Origin of the sequence: Shewanella zhuhaiensis, from assembly GCF_022484835.1 — a bacterium.
Lineage (GTDB): Bacteria > Pseudomonadota > Gammaproteobacteria > Enterobacterales > Shewanellaceae > Shewanella > Shewanella khirikhana.
The window spans coordinates 445,282-460,997 of sequence record NZ_JAKUDL010000001.1 but is presented as its reverse complement, the minus strand read 5'-3'; the positions used below and the strand labels follow the sequence as shown (position 1 = coordinate 460,997).

The window sequence follows — 15,716 nt, the reverse complement described above, 5'->3', positions numbered from 1 at the left end:
CAGCATAAACACTCCTCCAAGTGGAGAGTCAATAGCCATAGACTGTCTCAATACTTTTCACGTTCGCCTTGGTTGCAGCCGTCAACATCGGTTGCGATAATCCCTGCATATCTATAAGCCCCGGCCGAAGCCCGTGGGCAACTCACAAGCAGTCAATTAAAAAGGTCTCCCATGTCAGCCATCCCAACAACCGAAATTGCCAAGCGCCTCGATGCCATTCGCACCGAAATGGCCGCTTCGCACCTCGATGCTTTTATCATTCCCCGCGCCGACGAATATTTGGGTGAGTATGTCCCCGAGCATAACGAGCGCCTGCTGTGGGCCACCGGCTTTACCGGCTCGGCTGGCATGGCGATTGTGATGAAAGACAGCGCCGCGATTTTTGTGGATGGCCGCTACACGGTGCAGGTGCGCGATCAGGTAGATGAGAGCCTGTATGCCTATGAAAGCCTGACCGATACGCCGCAGCCACAGTATCTGGCCGAGACCTTGGGCGAAGGCGCCCGGGTGGGTTTTGATGCCCGCATGCATACCCTCGCCTGGTATGAACAGGCCAAAGCCGTGCTGGACAAAGCCGGTATCGAGCTTGTGGCCGTCAGCGAAAATCCTGTCGATAAACACTGGCAGCAGCGCCCCATCCCCGAGGCCAAAGCCGTGATGCTGTTTTCCGATGAGTCTGCGGGCAAAACCAGCCTGGAGAAGCGCCGCGAGATAGGCGCTCTGGTGAAAAAGGCCGGCGGCGATCTGGCGCTTATCACCGCGCTCGACTCCATCAGTTGGCTTTTGAACATTCGCGGCTTCGACGTGCCCCGCTTGCCGGTGGTGCTGGGCTCGGCGCTGTTGTGGCAGGATGGCCGGATGCAACTCTTTGTTGATACTGCCAAAATTCCCGATGGTTTCCATCAGCACGTGGGCGAAGGCGTTACAGTGGCCGCTGAGGCGAGCCTTGAAGCTGAACTCAAGGCGCTTAGCGGTAAAAAGCTGTTGGCCGACCCGGCCAGCAGCAACGCCTGGGGCCAGTTGATTGCCCGCGACGCCGGTGCCAAGCTGCTTGCTGCACTCGATGTGGCTGCGCTGCCCAAGGCCGCCAAAAACGATTCTGAACTTAAAGGCATGCGTGAATGCCATATTCGCGATGGCGTGGCCGTAAGCCGCTTCCTTGCCTGGCTCGATACCGAAGTGGCTGGCGGGCGTCTGTATGATGAAGGCGAGCTTGCCGATAAGCTCGAAAGCTTCCGCCTCGAAGATCCACTCTACCGCGAGCCCAGTTTCGACACCATTTCCGCCGCCGGCGCCAACGCCGCCATGTGCCATTACAACCACAACAATGGCACCCCGGCCAGGCTCACCATAAACAGCATCTATCTGGTGGACTCGGGTGCCCAGTATCTGGACGGCACCACAGACGTGACCCGTACACTGGCCATTGGCGAAGTGACAGGCGAGCACAAAAAGATGGTGACTCTGGTGCTTAAAGGCCATATCGCACTGGATAAGGCCCGCTTCCCCAAGGGCACCACCGGCCAGCAGCTGGACGCCTTTGCCCGCCAGTACCTGTGGCAGCATGGCTTCGATTATGACCACGGCACCGGCCATGGTGTTGGCCACTTCCTCAGTGTGCACGAAGGGCCACAGCGCATCGCCAAAAACAGCAATGGCGTAGCACTGCTGCCGGGCATGGTTGTCTCCAACGAACCGGGGTACTACCGCGCCGATGGCTTTGGCATCCGTATCGAAAACCTGATTGTGGTGCGTCACTGTGAGGCCCTTAAAGGTGCCGAGCGTGAAACCTATGAGTTTGATGCGCTGACGCTTATTCCTATCGACACCCGCCTTATCGACAAGGCGCTGCTGAGCGCAGAGGAAGTCAGCTGGCTCAACGATTATCACGCGAAGGTGTACGCCACCCTGGCGCCACTCATGTCAGGCAATGAGCTGGCCTGGCTTAAACAGGCCACTCAAGCTATCTAATAAAAAGCGCCTGCGGGCGCTTTTTTTATTTAAGGAGAAAACCTTGTACGCCGTTATTTTCAGAGCTACAGCCAAAGACCTGGATCCCCAGTATTCCGCCATGGCGGCGAGCCTCAGGCAGTTGGCATTTGAGAAATTCCGTTGCCGCGACTTTATCGCCGTCACCGAAGGGGATCAGGAAGTTGCCATCTCCTACTGGGACAGCGAAGCAGATATCGAGGCCTGGAAGCAGGAGAGTCGGCACCTGATGGCACAAAAGCTTGGCCAGGATAAGTGGTACAGCGACTACACCGTGGAAGTGGTGGAAATTAAGCGCCGTTATCAATCCCGCTGACAAAAACGCCACCGTTCGGTGGCGTTTCTTTTGCGTAAATGAAATTCAGCGCAGATGGTAGCGGCTTAAAACAGCCCCAGTGAAGGCAGGCAATAGTCGCTGCCATCTTTGGCGGTAAAGCGGCGATCGCGGCTCTGGCGGCAACTGTCGTTGCAGGGCTCGGTGTGCAGCAGGCTCAGCCAATTACGGCACTGGCTCACGGATTCAATGGCGCACTCATCGCTGTCACGCAGACAAAAGCCGGGAGACTCCACCTGGATATCCTCGATATGGGCGGGATTGGCACAGCCCATATGGCCATTTTTATCCAGGGTCATTTCAACGTGAATGTCACCGGATTTCAGTAAGATGGCAGCTGGGCTTTCCTTGTGGCCACACAGGGCAACAAACTGCGAAGGGGTTTCCAAACCGCTGTGACTGCCATCGTCGAAGAAGGCCAGCAGGTGCTGATAGTAAACAACATAGCTTTTTACGGCCTTGTGGGAGCCTCGGGTCAACGGAAAGCGTCTGTCCAGAAACTCGGTGGCACTCTCCAGGCTCACGCCCCGCTTGGCGCCATTGACCACGGCGGCAATGGCTTCCCCGATGAAGTGTGTCAGTTGTTGCTGATTGCTGTGGGTATTCATCATGGTCATGTTCATTGCCTTGCCCTCTGTCACGGGAGTAAATGTCAGCTCTTGTTCGGTCTGGCTAAAATCCGGCCTGATTTATGTTGTCGGGCGGCCTGTCGATTTCGCTTGATTTTTAGTCTAGGTTATTTTTTACTACAATTTCACAATAAAAATTTCACAATGTGAATTTTACAAAATGGCCAGTGAAAAAAGTCTGATGCGCAAGTCCCATTTTATGGGCACAAAAATTAGAAACTTAAGGAAACGCAATCACTTAACCATGGAGGACTTATCTTCCCGTTGTGTGCGAGTGGATCCTGAGTCGGCGCCCTCGGTGTCTTATCTATCGATGATAGAAAGAGGCAAACGGGTGCCCAGCGCCGCCATGCTGGAGGTGATTGCCAAGGTTTTTGAAAAGTCACCGGACTGGTTTTTGGACGATGCTCCCGAAGAAGAGGCCATTACCCCGGATAAGGGGCGCCGTGGTGGTATCAGCGGCATGGCACTGGAACCAAGCTTTTTGTTCTCCAGGGATATTTTGCAAATCGCCATTCCGGAGATGCTGTCGCAGACCGGGATCAGTGGCCGTCAGTTTGCCCATCTGCTCATTCGTGCCCATCAGGAGCATCATCAGAATCATTTTCCAGATCTGGAGCGGGCCGCCGAAGAGGTGGGTGACAAGCAGCTGAATCTGAGCGGTGAGGATCTCAGCGCTATCTGCAAACGCATGGGCATGAAAATTCGCTTTTTCAAAGAACCTGCGCAGGAGCAGGTGGACGATAACGGCGTCCCCACCCACCAACTGGTGACCTCCTATTTTGAGCCGCCGGGCACCATCTTTGTTAACGAAGCGCTGAAGAAAAACCCCGAGCGCCTCAAGTACGACCTGGCGGTGCACATTGGCCACAGTGTGCTGCACAACAAAGACGGCCTGAAGAACGTGCTGGCGGTGGGCCGGGGCATAGGCAGCACCCAGGAGCTGGATACCCTGTCCTCCACTGTAAATGCCCAGGATATTCTCAGCGCCTGGCGCGACTTTGAATCCAGCTTCTTCGCCGGCGCGCTTTTGTGCCCCAAGGTGCCATTCCGCCAACTGTTGGAACGCGGAGGCTATGAAATTGATACTCATAAGAAAATTGGCGTTTCTGCCTCGGTGGCAATGCGCCGGATGACGGTAGTATCGCCCTACCCACACTGGCATTACTTCGATGCCTATGCGCCGGGTAAACTCAAGGCGGTATACCGTGGCAATGGCATTCCCTTGCCCTGGGGCAATATGCGCCAGGTACCGGATCCCTGCCAGCACTGGGCAGTGTTTCGGATGATAAGCGAGCCCACCAGCGGCAGTTCGGCGCAGATTTCCATTTTGGATGTGGAGGGCAGCCCGCGCATCTACTGCTGTGAGTCCACCAAGGTGGTGGATCTGGCCGGCAACCACCATGTGCTGTGTGCCGGTATCGACTTAAACCCCGCAATCGATGCCCAGGGCACGGATGCGCTGACACTGGCGGAGTCCCTCAAAACCCATTGTATTGAGGCCGGCGGCCAGGGCGAAATTCCGCCCGCCATACGACGCCAGCTGATGAGCATTGCCCGTATTCTCAATATCAACTGGGTCGAGCGCGGCATAGAAAAAGGCGCCCGGCTTATCTGTTCCCGAGGCGCCGTGTGCCCGCGCAAACCCAGCTGCTATGGGGGGCAGTGCCAGGGTATGTAAGCTGGCGTCCCCTGAGACGCTCTGGCACACTGAAGCGATTTTCAGTGCGCCGGGGCTTTTATGCTGACCACCTTAGCCATTCAACATTACCGCAGCCTGCGGGATCTGGTATTGCCACTTGGGCAACTCACCCTGGTCACAGGCCCAAACGGCAGCGGCAAATCAAATCTATACAAAGCATTGCGTCTGCTGGCCCTGACCGCACAGGGCGGCGTCACCTCTGCGCTGGCGCGGGAAGGCGGCATAGACTCCTGTTTTTGGGCAGGCCCTGAACATTTCAGCCGCGCAGTAAAGCAGGGGGAATTCCCCATAGAGGCAACTGTGAGGCAGGAAAGCAAACGGGTGCGCCTCGGCTTTGCCGGCACTGACTACAGCTATCTGATTGAGCTTGGGCTGCCAAAGCCCGACGGCACTACCCTGTTTGGCCTCGACCCGGAAATCAAGCGTGAGGCCATTTGGCACGGCCCCAAGTATCGGCCCTCCAGCGCCTTGATTGAACGTCGTGGTCATGTGGTCAAAAGTCGCGATGCTCAGGGGCGTTGGGAAGTGCTCAGTCAGCACCTCGCCCTGAGCGACAGCATCTTTACCGAGCTTGCCGATCCGCATAAGGCGCCTGAGCTGTTGCGCCTGCGGGACGATATCCGCGCCTGGCGCTTTTACGATCACTTTCGCACCGATGCCGCTGCGCCTGCACGTCAGGTGCAGCTTGGCACCCGCACCCCGGTGCTGGCCCACGATGGCAATGATTTGGCCAGCGCCATCCAAACCATTTTTGAGATTGGCCAGGGCGATAATCTGCACCGGGCCGTAGATGACGCCTTTCCCGGCGCCCGGGTGAGCATAGCCGCGCTGGAAGGTGGCATGCTGGAGCTGCGTTTTCATCAGCAGGGGCTGCTAAGACCACTGAGAGCCGCCGAGCTTTCCGATGGCACCTTAAGGTATCTACTGCTTACTGCGGCGCTGCTGACCCCCAGACCTCCCGCCTTAATGGTCCTTAACGAGCCGGAGACCAGCCTGCACCCGGATCTGCTGCCCGCACTGGCACGGCTTATCCGCCACGCCTCGGGAAAAAGTCAGCTGTGGGTGGTCTCCCATGCCCAGCGGCTGATTAATGCGCTCATCGAAGATGACAACTGCCAGATGTTGATGCTGGAGAAGACCCTCGGGGAATCAACGCTCTACGGCCAGGATTTACTCACCACCCCCAGCTGGAACTGGCGCCTGGACAACAGATAAAAAAAGACCGCTTCCCGGGAGATGTGGGAAGCGGCCTTGCGCTTGCAACAACACTTTTATTCTGCGGCTAGGACGTTACCGCCTTGCCGCTCCATTATCAGAACTTGAGTTCCGCTCCCAGGTAGGCGTACCGACCCACACCACCGCCGTAGAGGCTGTCGTAGTTGCCGCGGCCAGTGTTGTACACTCCCGATGCAGGGATCCATGGCCCCTGATTATCAAAGATGTTACGCACACCGCCGTAAAGGCGAAGCTCTGTTTGCTTAGCCACATCCATGGTGTACGAAACGCTGAAGTCATGGGTGATGTAGGAACCATAATCATAGAAAGCCAGTGTTGTTTCTGGGTCTTCTACACCGCCAGTGCCCGCATCCAACGCCTGTTGGTTTTCCACCAATGCTTCTTCCAAAGACTCCATACGACGATAGTCATCAACCATTGGTCCTTTGTACTTGGTGGTCCAACGCAGACGCAGATCTTCGTACTGCCAGGTAAGCGATACCGTAGCCTTGTCTTCAAAGATGCCACTGCTGAGCTCACCAACATAGTCTTCTTCAAAGTAAGTGCCATCTACCGCTGTATATGCAACTTTGTAGGAAAGGACATGGGTCCAGTTAGCTCTGAGCTTTAAGTCGCCCCATGAGTCCATGTCGAACTTGTAATCCATGGCAACGTCATAGCCGCGAGTTGAGATTTCATCCAGATTCTGTTCACGTTGAATAATTTGAGTCAGTTGCCCTTCTTCATCGCGCTTGATGTCTGCGCAATAAGGATTCTCTGCTCCGTAAGCCAGATCTGAGTCATAGCAAAGCGCCTGGATATCTTCATTTGAGAATGAACTAATGGCATTCGTCACAGTGATGTCGTAGTAATCCACTGCAAACTTAAAGCCAGGCAGAAATTCCGGGGCCATGGTAAAGCCCAGAGTATAGGTGTCTGCTTTCTCCTCAATCAGCTCTTCATTACCCGCGTTAGGCGAGTACTTTGAGCCGCCCTCATCCTCATACACTCCGTTGGCAGCAATTGCTGCAGCAACACCGGGATCTTTGCGACAGTTTTCTGCAAATCGTCCCTCAGTGCCAGCCTCCACACCGTCACAGATATCGGTAACAGAGTCATAGTCGCCACGAGGAGGTGACATAAGCTCTGTGATACCTGGAGCACGGTGCGCGGTTGCATAGTTTGCACGAAGAGCATAGTCGGCAGCAGGTTCCCAGAAGAGGCCCAATTTATAACTTGGCAGAATGCCATCAATATTTTTCTGGCTGTACTGTGCCAGACGCAGCGATACGTCCAAATCCAATTTGTGCGCTGCGGTTACATCTCTAAGTAAAGGCAGGGTTGCCTCACCAAACGCTTCATAGACCTCAACATCACCTTTAAAGGGAGGAACATCGTTGAAGGTTATTGCGAGGCTTCTCAGCTCATTGTCTACCTTAATTTCCTGAGTATCTTTGCGATATTCGACACCGAAAGCTGACTGAACCCCACCAGCAGGCATTTCGAATAGCTCGCCACTCATATAGGCCAGGAAGTTGAGTTGACTGATATCGGTGTGAATATAAGGATTTACACGAATGTAATCGGCAGCGTCAGCAGTAATTGAGCCTTCACCGAATATGTTGATAGGCACACAGCCATCGGCCTGAGCTTCTTCACCAATACATTGAATAGTTGTGCCATCTTCAGCGTATTCGGCTTTCAATGCACGGTTTAGCTTAACAATACTGATTTCGTTATAACGCTGCTGGCGTTGTTTGAAGGTACCGTAACCAACGGAAGCATCCCAGGTCCAGTCGCCAAACACATAGCCCTGCAGACCAGCCCAGGTACGAATGGTTGTCCGCTCGTTCTCTGTCTCCACGGGACCGACTTCATTGAAGCGTCTGTCCCAGGACACACTGGAGCCAGCCATATCGCCGATCACACTTGGTACAAAGGGGTTATTTGGCTTGATTGAGCCTGGGGCAATCGTTTTGGCCTCTCCTGTTACAGGGTCAAAATACAGTTCGGCATCATTGTAATCCTGCCCCTCGGCATCACCACCTCGGAAGGAATTGTTCTTGCTGAACTGTACCTGCGCATACGACTTCAAATCATCAGTTAAGTCGAAATCCACTTTAACCGCTGCTGCCAGGGAATCTTCGGGTACTTTGAGAATCACGTTTTCAAAGGTGTTGAAGCCGTCTCGTTCCTCTTTAAAGCCTTCTTTGAGCTCAGTGCCGTCATACCACCACGCATTACTTTCGAAACGACCACCGGGAATATCGTTGCTGCGCTCACGCCAATCATCGGGGGTGATATCACGCATACAACGATAGCCATCTTCGGTCTTCATGGCATTACACATTTCATCTGTATCATAGGCATAAACAGACTCGTACAGGCCACGATCCCTGTCAGAGGCCATCAGACCTTTCTGCTCTTCATAGGTCGCACTCGCGTACAGATAGCCCCTATCGCCCGCAAAATCAGTACCGTAGCCTAAGTCGAATGTGTACTCTCGACCGCCGCCATTGGTGGTTTCACCACCACGGGCATTGAACTCAAAACCCGTTTTGTCTTGCTTGGTGATAATGTTTACCACGCCAGCAATAGCATCAGAGCCATACACGGCAGAGGCGCCGCCGGTGATGATTTCCACTTTTTGAACCATTGCAGTTGGGATAGTGGATAAGCTTACATAGTTGCCTGAGTAACTGTTGGACACCACACGGCGACCATCGATAAGGGTCAAGGTTCTGTCTGTACCCAAATCACGCAGATCAATGGTCGACAGACCCGTGTTCTGCACGCTTGACTGGGAATTGGTGTTACTTACCCCTTCAGCAATTGATGGCACCTGATCAACCAAAACTTCAGCCAAAGACCCCAGGCCCGCATCTGAAATATCCTCCGATGTCAGACCCACGATTGGTGTGGTCAAAGAAAAACTGTCCCGCTTAATGCGCGAGCCGGTTACAGAAATTTTTTCAATGGTTTGCTGTTCAAGTTCAGCGGTTTGCTGCGGCTGACTTCCCTTAACCTGGGAAACCTCCACTTCGTCGGCCGCCAGTGCAGTCATGGACACGCTGCCCAATACCGCCGCCTGAATGGCCAATGTCAGAATGGTTTTCTTCATGCTTCACCCTTCCCTGCTTGTCTTTGCTTGCAGTGTTTTTGCTGTTCGTTTTCGATGCGCATAAGGGCACGGCAACAAATGACGGCCCCCTCCCCGCCGTTACATTCATTAACCTGATTAACAAAGAGGTAACGGTCTGAGTCGTTTTTACGGGTGCAGCAAAGTGAGGGCAATCAATGGGGAGTCGTTTCTATCCCACTTTTATCTCTATTTAAAATCTATTTATTTATATTCAGTCATTTAAGTCAAATTCGGTGCGACTTTAAAAGCGGAGGTTCAGGGCGATAGAGATAAAATAGAGACGCACTAAAGCAGCAAAAAGCCGCCCTGAGGCGGCTTGGATATCGGCGGGTACAACTTTATCCGAGGATAAAGCGGGCAATGGTCTTTTGAATGCCAACCACATCGGTGCCACGCTTAAGTTCCTTCACCAGCGGATCGTGCTGACCCGAGATCCACAGTTTCAGTTCGGCATCCATATCGAAGGTTCCGGCGGTTTCCACTTCAAAGTGAACAATCGCCTTGTAGGGGATCGAGTGGTAGCTCACCTTCTTGCCGGTCATGCCCTGCTTATCAATCAGGATCAGGCGCTTGTTGGTAAACACAAACATATCGCGGACGATTTTGTACGCCAGCTGCAACTCTTCGTTATCCCCCATAATGGGCGACAACTCGGCGGTCAACTCCGACAAATCCACTTCACTGGCATTCCCCATCAGGGCATTCAGAAATCCCAAGCTACACCTCCCTTGTCGTGCATTCTGCGGCAGCTCTTGGCCGCGTAAAGCCACAGCATACTGCAGATAGGGCTATGGATTCAAAGCGGTTAAAAACCAATCGCGATATATTATATCCAATCGGTATATATCAGATTTAGCTTGAGAAACTTTCACTGTAAGCCAAGGCGTACACTTTTTACACAATCCGCAATGGACCCAAAATGGCGGCTAAAACTGCCTGTATCCTGATGAGCATAAAAGCGGCACGAATTTGTTACACATTTGTAAACAAGAGTCCACAACCACCCCGCGACAGCATAAAAAATACAATTTGATGAATTTTTATGTCAGGCATATGGTAAAAACCGCTTCCATGCAGAAGCGCCCCGGGCTACCCGGGAGTCACTATAAATCGGCCTCGGCCGTTATAATTTGCCTTTTATCAGTTGCAGTTACGGATGACGGCATGTGGTTTATTTCGGTTTGTGCGCCCAATAACAACAGCAAAATCGGAGTCAAACATGCATTTCCATTCAAGACTCGCACTCTGTGCCCTCGCAGTAACCAGTATCCTTTCCACTCAGGCCGTGGCCGCAGAGCGGGTGAAACTTCACCAGAGCAATGCCGCCAACAAGGCCTCACAGGCCCACAGGATGTTCACCGCGGTCGACAGCGGCGATTATCAAGCGGTCACCTTTGCCGCCACTCCCGGCGGGGATGAGAAAGGTCGTTTTCAGCAGTTCCACCAGGGCATCCCTGTGTATGCCGCATCAGTGGTAGCCAGCCGCTCGGCCATGAAGCAGCTTCATGGCCTCTATGGCGAGCAAATCGTTGGGATTGAAAAGGATTTGCCGTCACTCAAACCCAAGTACGACCTGGATACCGCAGTGGAGCAGGCCCTGGGTCACACCGGGGTACAGCTCAGCCGCGATGAAGTAGAAAATGTGCAAAGCCAGTTATTTATCTGGCTGGATAACAAAGATAAGGCGCACCTTGCCTGGCAGATTTCATACGTCCACCTTCAGCCCGGTCAGGCCCCGGTTCGCCCTATGCTGTTTATCGATGCCCACTCGGGTGACCTGCTCGACAGCTGGGATGCCATGGCGTTTGCCTCTGGTACCGGCCCTGGCGGTAACCAGCGCACCGGCCGCTATACCTTTGGGCCCAACGGCACCTTCCCGGCGTTTGAAGTCACCGGCAGTGGCAGCAGCTGCCGCCTCGACAGCACCAATGTGGAAACCTGGGACATGAATCATGCCACCTCAGGTGGCAGCGTACATAGCTTCCCCTGCTACGAAAACACCGCCCGTGAAGTGAATGGCGGCTACTCGGCGCTGAACGATGCCCACGCCTTTGGTCAGGTCACCTTCAACATGTATCGCGATTGGTACAACAAGGCCCCCATCAGCCAAAAACTCAGAATGCGGGTTCACTATGACCGCAACTATGAAAACGCCTTCTGGGACGGCCAGCAGATGACCTTTGGCGATGGCAACACAGTGTTCCACCCACTGGTTGACCTTGGCGTGGTAGCCCACGAAGTCAGCCACGGCTTCACCCAGCAAAACTCCAACCTTGAATACCAGTATCAGTCGGGCGGCCTGAACGAGTCCTTCTCAGATATCGCAGCGGCTGCGGCCAGCTACTACCTCACCGGCAGTTTCAGTTGGCAGATTGGCGACAAGATCAAAAAAGGCAGTGGCGCCATGCGCTACATGAACAACCCGCCCCAGGATGGCCGCTCTATCGACCATGCGAGCCAATACAACAGCAGCATAGATGTACACCACAGCTCAGGCGTGTACAACAAGGCGTTTTATCTGTTGTCGACCACCTCCGGCTGGAACATCCGCAAGGCATTCGACATCTATGTGCGCGCCAACCAGCTGTACTGGACTGCCAACGCTACCTTCAACAGCGCGGGCCAGGGCGTCTACAAGGCGGCCAAAGATCTGGGTTACTGCGTGGATGATGTAGTGGCTTCACTCGAAGGCGTCGGCATCAGTGGCAGTGGCGCCAAAGATGGTTCAGGCTGTGGCGGCGGAGGTAGCAATCAGGCGCCCAATGCCAACTTCAGCTATAGCATCAATGGCCTGACCGTCAGCTTCAGCGACAGCTCCAGCGACGACAAGGGGATCAGCAGCCGCAGCTGGAACTTTGGCGACAACAGCAGCAGCACCGCCACCAACCCAAGTCACAGCTATGCCAGCGCAGGCAGCTACACAGTAACCCTGAAAGTGACCGATGCCGAAGGCCTCAGCGACGAGCATCAGGTAACCATCAGTGTTGGCAGCACCAGTCCGGGCGAGTGTACTACCGCAGCCTGGAACGCAACGACCGCCTATAGCCTTGGCGATCGCGTGTCATACAAGGGCTACAACTACGAGGCCATCTGGTGGTCAACCGGCGCCGCGCCCGATGTGTACACCAACGTGTGGCAAAAGCTGGACAAGTGTGACGGCGGCAATGGTGGCGATAATCAGGCCCCGGTAGCCGACTTCAGCTACAGCGCCAATGGCCTCGCGGTGGATTTCACCAGCCTGGCGCAGGACGACAAAGGTGTGGCCAGCCACAGCTGGAACTTTGGTGATGGCAACGGCAGCTCGGCCACCAACCCAAGCCACAACTACGTCGCCGCAGGTAACTATCAGGTACAGTTGACCGTTACCGATGCTGAAGGCTTAAGCCACACTGCCAGCAAAACCGTCAATGTCAGCGGCGGTGGCAACGGCAGCTGCAGCGCCCAGCCATGGGACGGCGTGACCGTATACCTGTCGGGGGATATGGTTTCACAAAATGGCAAGGAGTACTTCGCCAACTGGTGGAACCAGGGCCAGAGCCCAGAGGTGTTCTCAGGTCCATGGGACGTGTGGACCCTGCTGGGAAGCTGCCAGTAATACTCTGAAATAACGCTGTAAAAGTAAAAAAAGGGCGGTGAAAATTCACCGCCCTTTTTGTCGTTTCAATCCATTCTTGCTGCTGGGATTAACCCACCACCAGCATCTCGCACTTGTGGCAGTCGAATACCAGCTTGAATTGCTTGCCGCCAAGTTCCATTTCCAGCGGCTCAGCCTTGATGCCTGGTACTTCCTTGGGGCACATGTTGTAGCTGTAACGGATACAGTGCTTGGTGATCATCAGGGGCGCATCACCTTTTACCGGCCGCACTTCATAGGCGTCGCGAATCGATACCACCCCATGACGGGTAAAGAAGTCCTTGGCCTTTTGGTTAGCCACGTTGGCAAGGTAAGTCATGCTTTTTTGTGGATAGCGCACACTGTCGTCACGCTCCCAGGGGGTTGGCCGCTGATAGCCATCGATTCGGGCCTTTGACAGCGCTTCTACCGCATCACGGCGCAAGCCATTGATAATGGATGCTGGCGCAAACACGCCACCGGCATTGCCCACATTTACCTTGCCCAGCATAAAGTCTGTGTTACCCAGCTTGCCGAGGTTCTTTTTCAGCCCTTCGCAGTTGCGGGCAACATCCTTGGCCTGCTGCTTTTCAAAATCGGCGTTCACAGTCACGCTGTGGCCGTGGCGATCGGCGGCGGTCAGGCTCAGGCCAGTGGCGGTTTCTTCCAGCGCGAAATCGACCGTAACCAGACGCTCGGCAGACTCTTTGGCCAGCAACATTTCAAATTGCTGATCGTGGTTGCGATACAGGGTCACACCCACCCGCAGCTCTTCTGGAATACTCTTCAAATACAGCTGCTTGCCTTCGGCACGGTTTACCCGAAACCCGGTGAGCTTATCGTCCGACAGACGCGCCTTTTCATAGTTACGGGCAAAGAAGCCGAGGCCATCGCCATTGTGAAACTCGGTATCAGAATCCACAACAATATGATCTTTAGCGATTTTACTGACTTTACCCACGGCAACACCCAGATACTTCGGGGTGCGGAAGTCGGCAATCTCGGGCTTGCGCTCATGAACAAAATAGTCGGTCTTGCCACGGTTGAAGCTCTTGTCCGGATCCGGCACAAAGCTGTAGCTGCAACGGCCGTGGGAGGCGCTCTCAAACTCAGGGCGACGGGCGATAATGGCATCGAGCTGCTGACGATAGTGGGCAGTCACGTTCTTCACGTAACTTAAATCTTTAAGACGCCCTTCAATCTTGAACGAACGGATACCGGCATCAATCAGCGCTTCGAGGTTTTCGGTCTGATTGTTGTCTTTAAGCGACAGCATGTGCTCGTTGGTGGCAATGGTTTCGCCCTGACGGGTCTTGAGATTCCCCGGCATACGGCACTGCTGCGAGCATTCACCGCGGTTGGCACTGCGGTTGTCGGTATAGGCTTCACTGATATAGCACTGGCCGCTGAAGGCCACGCACAGGGCGCCGTGGATAAAAAACTCGAGGCGCAGCTTGGTTTCGGCGGCCACATCGCGGATCTGACTCAGACTAAGCTCACGGGCAAGCACCGCCTGGGAGAAACCCACGTGCTCCAAAAAGGCCACCTTGGCTGGCACCCGGTTGTCCATCTGGGTACTGGCGTGCAGCGCGATTGGCGGCAGATCCATTTCGAGCAGACCAAGATCCTGCACGATAATGGCATCGGCACCGGCTTCATACACATCCCAAATCAGTTGACGGGCTTGTTCAAGCTCAGAGTCAAACATGATGGTGTTGACGGTAACAAACACCTGGGCATGGTAGCGGTGGGCAAAATCGCACAGACGGGCGATGTCAGCAATGCTGTTGCCGGCGGTATGGCGGGCACCAAAGGCCGGTGCGCCGATGTACACAGCATCGGCACCGTGACGAATGGCTTCAATTCCGTAGTCGGCGTTTTTCGCCGGGGCCAAAAGCTCCAGCTTATTGTCGGCAAGTTTTACCGGCTCAGGGGTCGCCTGGGCCAGTGATTTGCCTGGAATGAAAATCTCAACGCCTTCTGTACTCATGAATCAAACTCGTCTGCTGGCCTGACTGAATGGCCCGGTAGAAAAATCGGACGCAGAGTATAGCAGAGCCAGTCTTTCAGAAAAGACTTATGAGCCGGCGTTTAAAAAATAATCAGCGGTCGACTGCGCCAGAAGGGCGGTAAAACACCGCCAGCCAAACGCTGGGGATGTCTTCGGCAGTTGCTTCAACCCGGTGGCGCACATGGGCGGGGATATTGACATAGTCACCGGGTGCCAATGTCAGCCGGCTGCCATCTTCATATGCCAGCACGGCGCTGCCACTGAGCAGGATCACCCACTCGTGGTCGTCCTGATCGTACCATTGGCCTTCGGCGGTGCTGTGACCAAGAGAGACTATCCGCTCGATGCGGCAACCGGATGAGCTGGCGAGGGTTTCAAAGACTTCGTTGGCAAGGTCGCTTGGCAGCGGTGAGAAAAGATTGGCCATTATCCGGGAGTTAAGTCCTTATAAAGGTCAGCATAGAGCGCCCGGTGACGACCAAACAGGAAGCGTCTGAGGGCTTCGCGGGCTTCCCGACTGGCCAGAATACGGGCGGCGACCACACCGTTTTCGTTGCGGACCGGCTCAACAGCCAGAGGCACCAACTCGCCGCCGGGCAGCTCAAGCTGCATCTCGCCGGCACTTTCCAGCTCGCCCTGCTCTTTCAAGGTAACTCCGGAACTCGACAGCGACAGCACCTGCAGCGGCTTACCGCCTTCGGTTGCCTTCACCACGACTCCGTCGAGGTCCGTCAGCCGCCAGCTGCGTTCGCTGCCGCGGGTATCGAGCACCTCTGGGATCCCGAGTTCAGGACTGAACTGTCCCAATTCGTCTATGTGCATCGACAGCGGGAAAAAGAGCTTGTAGTGGCTCACTTCCGCCAACAGGGTGAGTTTGGCCTTCCCGAGCAGGCGCGCAACCAATTCAGGCACTTCTGTGGTAATTGTCAGCCGATGTGCATCGGGTAATTCATCTCCCTGTTCGATGGCAAACAGCTCTTTAAAGCTGTCCAGCTCTTCGCTAGAGAGTTTATATCTGTCCATGGTCGCTTTAATCGCAAAGTGTTTCGCTAATCCGCTTTCAATCTACCATGAGCCATCA

The 15,716-nt window shown here is 54.6% G+C and carries 11 protein-coding genes; 5 read left to right on the top strand and 6 right to left on the bottom strand.

What is annotated here, in order from left to right; translation table 11 throughout:
* Positions 1-171: 171 nt before the first annotated feature.
* Both MJ923_RS01935 and MJ923_RS01930 read left to right on the top strand, forming a co-directional pair.
* The gene (locus MJ923_RS01935; protein ID WP_240589679.1) at positions 172-1,971 is read left to right on the top strand and encodes an aminopeptidase P family protein; all 1,800 of its coding nucleotides are present in this window, start codon (positions 172-174) and stop codon (positions 1,969-1,971) included.
* A 43-nt stretch (positions 1,972-2,014) separates the two neighbouring features.
* Positions 2,015-2,305, top strand: coding sequence for an antibiotic biosynthesis monooxygenase family protein (locus MJ923_RS01930; RefSeq protein ID WP_240589678.1), 291 nt, complete (start codon positions 2,015-2,017; stop codon positions 2,303-2,305).
* Between the two features lie 65 nt (positions 2,306-2,370).
* Here the strand turns inward: MJ923_RS01930 and MJ923_RS01925 are convergent, their stop codons facing one another.
* Positions 2,371-2,946 carry an aldolase/citrate lyase/malate synthase family protein gene (locus tag MJ923_RS01925; protein ID WP_240589677.1) on the bottom strand — a complete coding sequence of 192 codons (576 nt, stop codon included), beginning with the start codon at positions 2,944-2,946 and terminating at the stop codon, positions 2,371-2,373.
* Positions 2,947-3,112: 166 nt separating this feature from the next.
* Between MJ923_RS01925 and MJ923_RS01920 the strand changes: the two genes are divergently transcribed.
* Positions 3,113-4,633 (top strand): DUF3612 domain-containing protein, encoded by a 1,521-nt coding sequence (locus MJ923_RS01920; protein WP_240589676.1) that lies wholly within the window; start codon positions 3,113-3,115, stop codon positions 4,631-4,633.
* Between the two features lie 60 nt (positions 4,634-4,693).
* Positions 4,694-5,869 carry an AAA family ATPase gene (locus tag MJ923_RS01915; RefSeq protein WP_240589675.1) on the top strand — a complete coding sequence of 392 codons (1,176 nt, stop codon included), beginning with the start codon at positions 4,694-4,696 and terminating at the stop codon, positions 5,867-5,869.
* 97 nt (positions 5,870-5,966) lie between these two features.
* Here MJ923_RS01915 and MJ923_RS01910 read toward each other — a convergent pair whose 3' ends face one another.
* Together MJ923_RS01910 and MJ923_RS01905 are read right to left on the bottom strand one after the other, a co-directional pair.
* Positions 5,967-8,990 carry a TonB-dependent receptor plug domain-containing protein gene (locus tag MJ923_RS01910; protein ID WP_240589674.1) on the bottom strand — a complete coding sequence of 1,008 codons (3,024 nt, stop codon included), beginning with the start codon at positions 8,988-8,990 and terminating at the stop codon, positions 5,967-5,969.
* A 359-nt stretch (positions 8,991-9,349) separates the two neighbouring features.
* Positions 9,350-9,727, bottom strand: a complete 378-nt coding sequence (locus MJ923_RS01905; protein WP_240589673.1) for a PH domain-containing protein — start codon at positions 9,725-9,727, stop codon at positions 9,350-9,352.
* Positions 9,728-10,230: 503 nt separating this feature from the next.
* On the opposite strand from MJ923_RS01905, the gene MJ923_RS01900 reads away from it, so the two are divergent.
* Positions 10,231-12,606, top strand: a complete 2,376-nt coding sequence (locus MJ923_RS01900) for a M4 family metallopeptidase (RefSeq protein ID WP_240589672.1) — start codon at positions 10,231-10,233, stop codon at positions 12,604-12,606.
* 88 nt (positions 12,607-12,694) lie between these two features.
* On the opposite strand, the gene MJ923_RS01895 is transcribed toward MJ923_RS01900, so the two are convergent.
* The 3 genes from MJ923_RS01895 to MJ923_RS01885 all read right to left on the bottom strand — a co-directional run bounded on the left by MJ923_RS01895 (position 12,695) and on the right by MJ923_RS01885 (position 15,658).
* The gene (locus tag MJ923_RS01895) at positions 12,695-14,614 is read right to left on the bottom strand and encodes a peptidase U32 family protein (RefSeq protein ID WP_240589671.1); all 1,920 of its coding nucleotides are present in this window, start codon (positions 14,612-14,614) and stop codon (positions 12,695-12,697) included.
* 112 nt (positions 14,615-14,726) lie between these two features.
* Positions 14,727-15,062 carry a cupin domain-containing protein gene (locus MJ923_RS01890; RefSeq protein WP_240589670.1) on the bottom strand — a complete coding sequence of 112 codons (336 nt, stop codon included), beginning with the start codon at positions 15,060-15,062 and terminating at the stop codon, positions 14,727-14,729.
* On the bottom strand, positions 15,062-15,658 hold the full coding sequence (locus tag MJ923_RS01885; protein WP_240589669.1) for a hypothetical protein: 597 nt from the start codon (positions 15,656-15,658) through the stop codon (positions 15,062-15,064). The genes MJ923_RS01890 and MJ923_RS01885 overlap by 1 nt, the downstream gene beginning before the upstream one ends.
* Positions 15,659-15,716 lie beyond the last annotated feature (58 nt).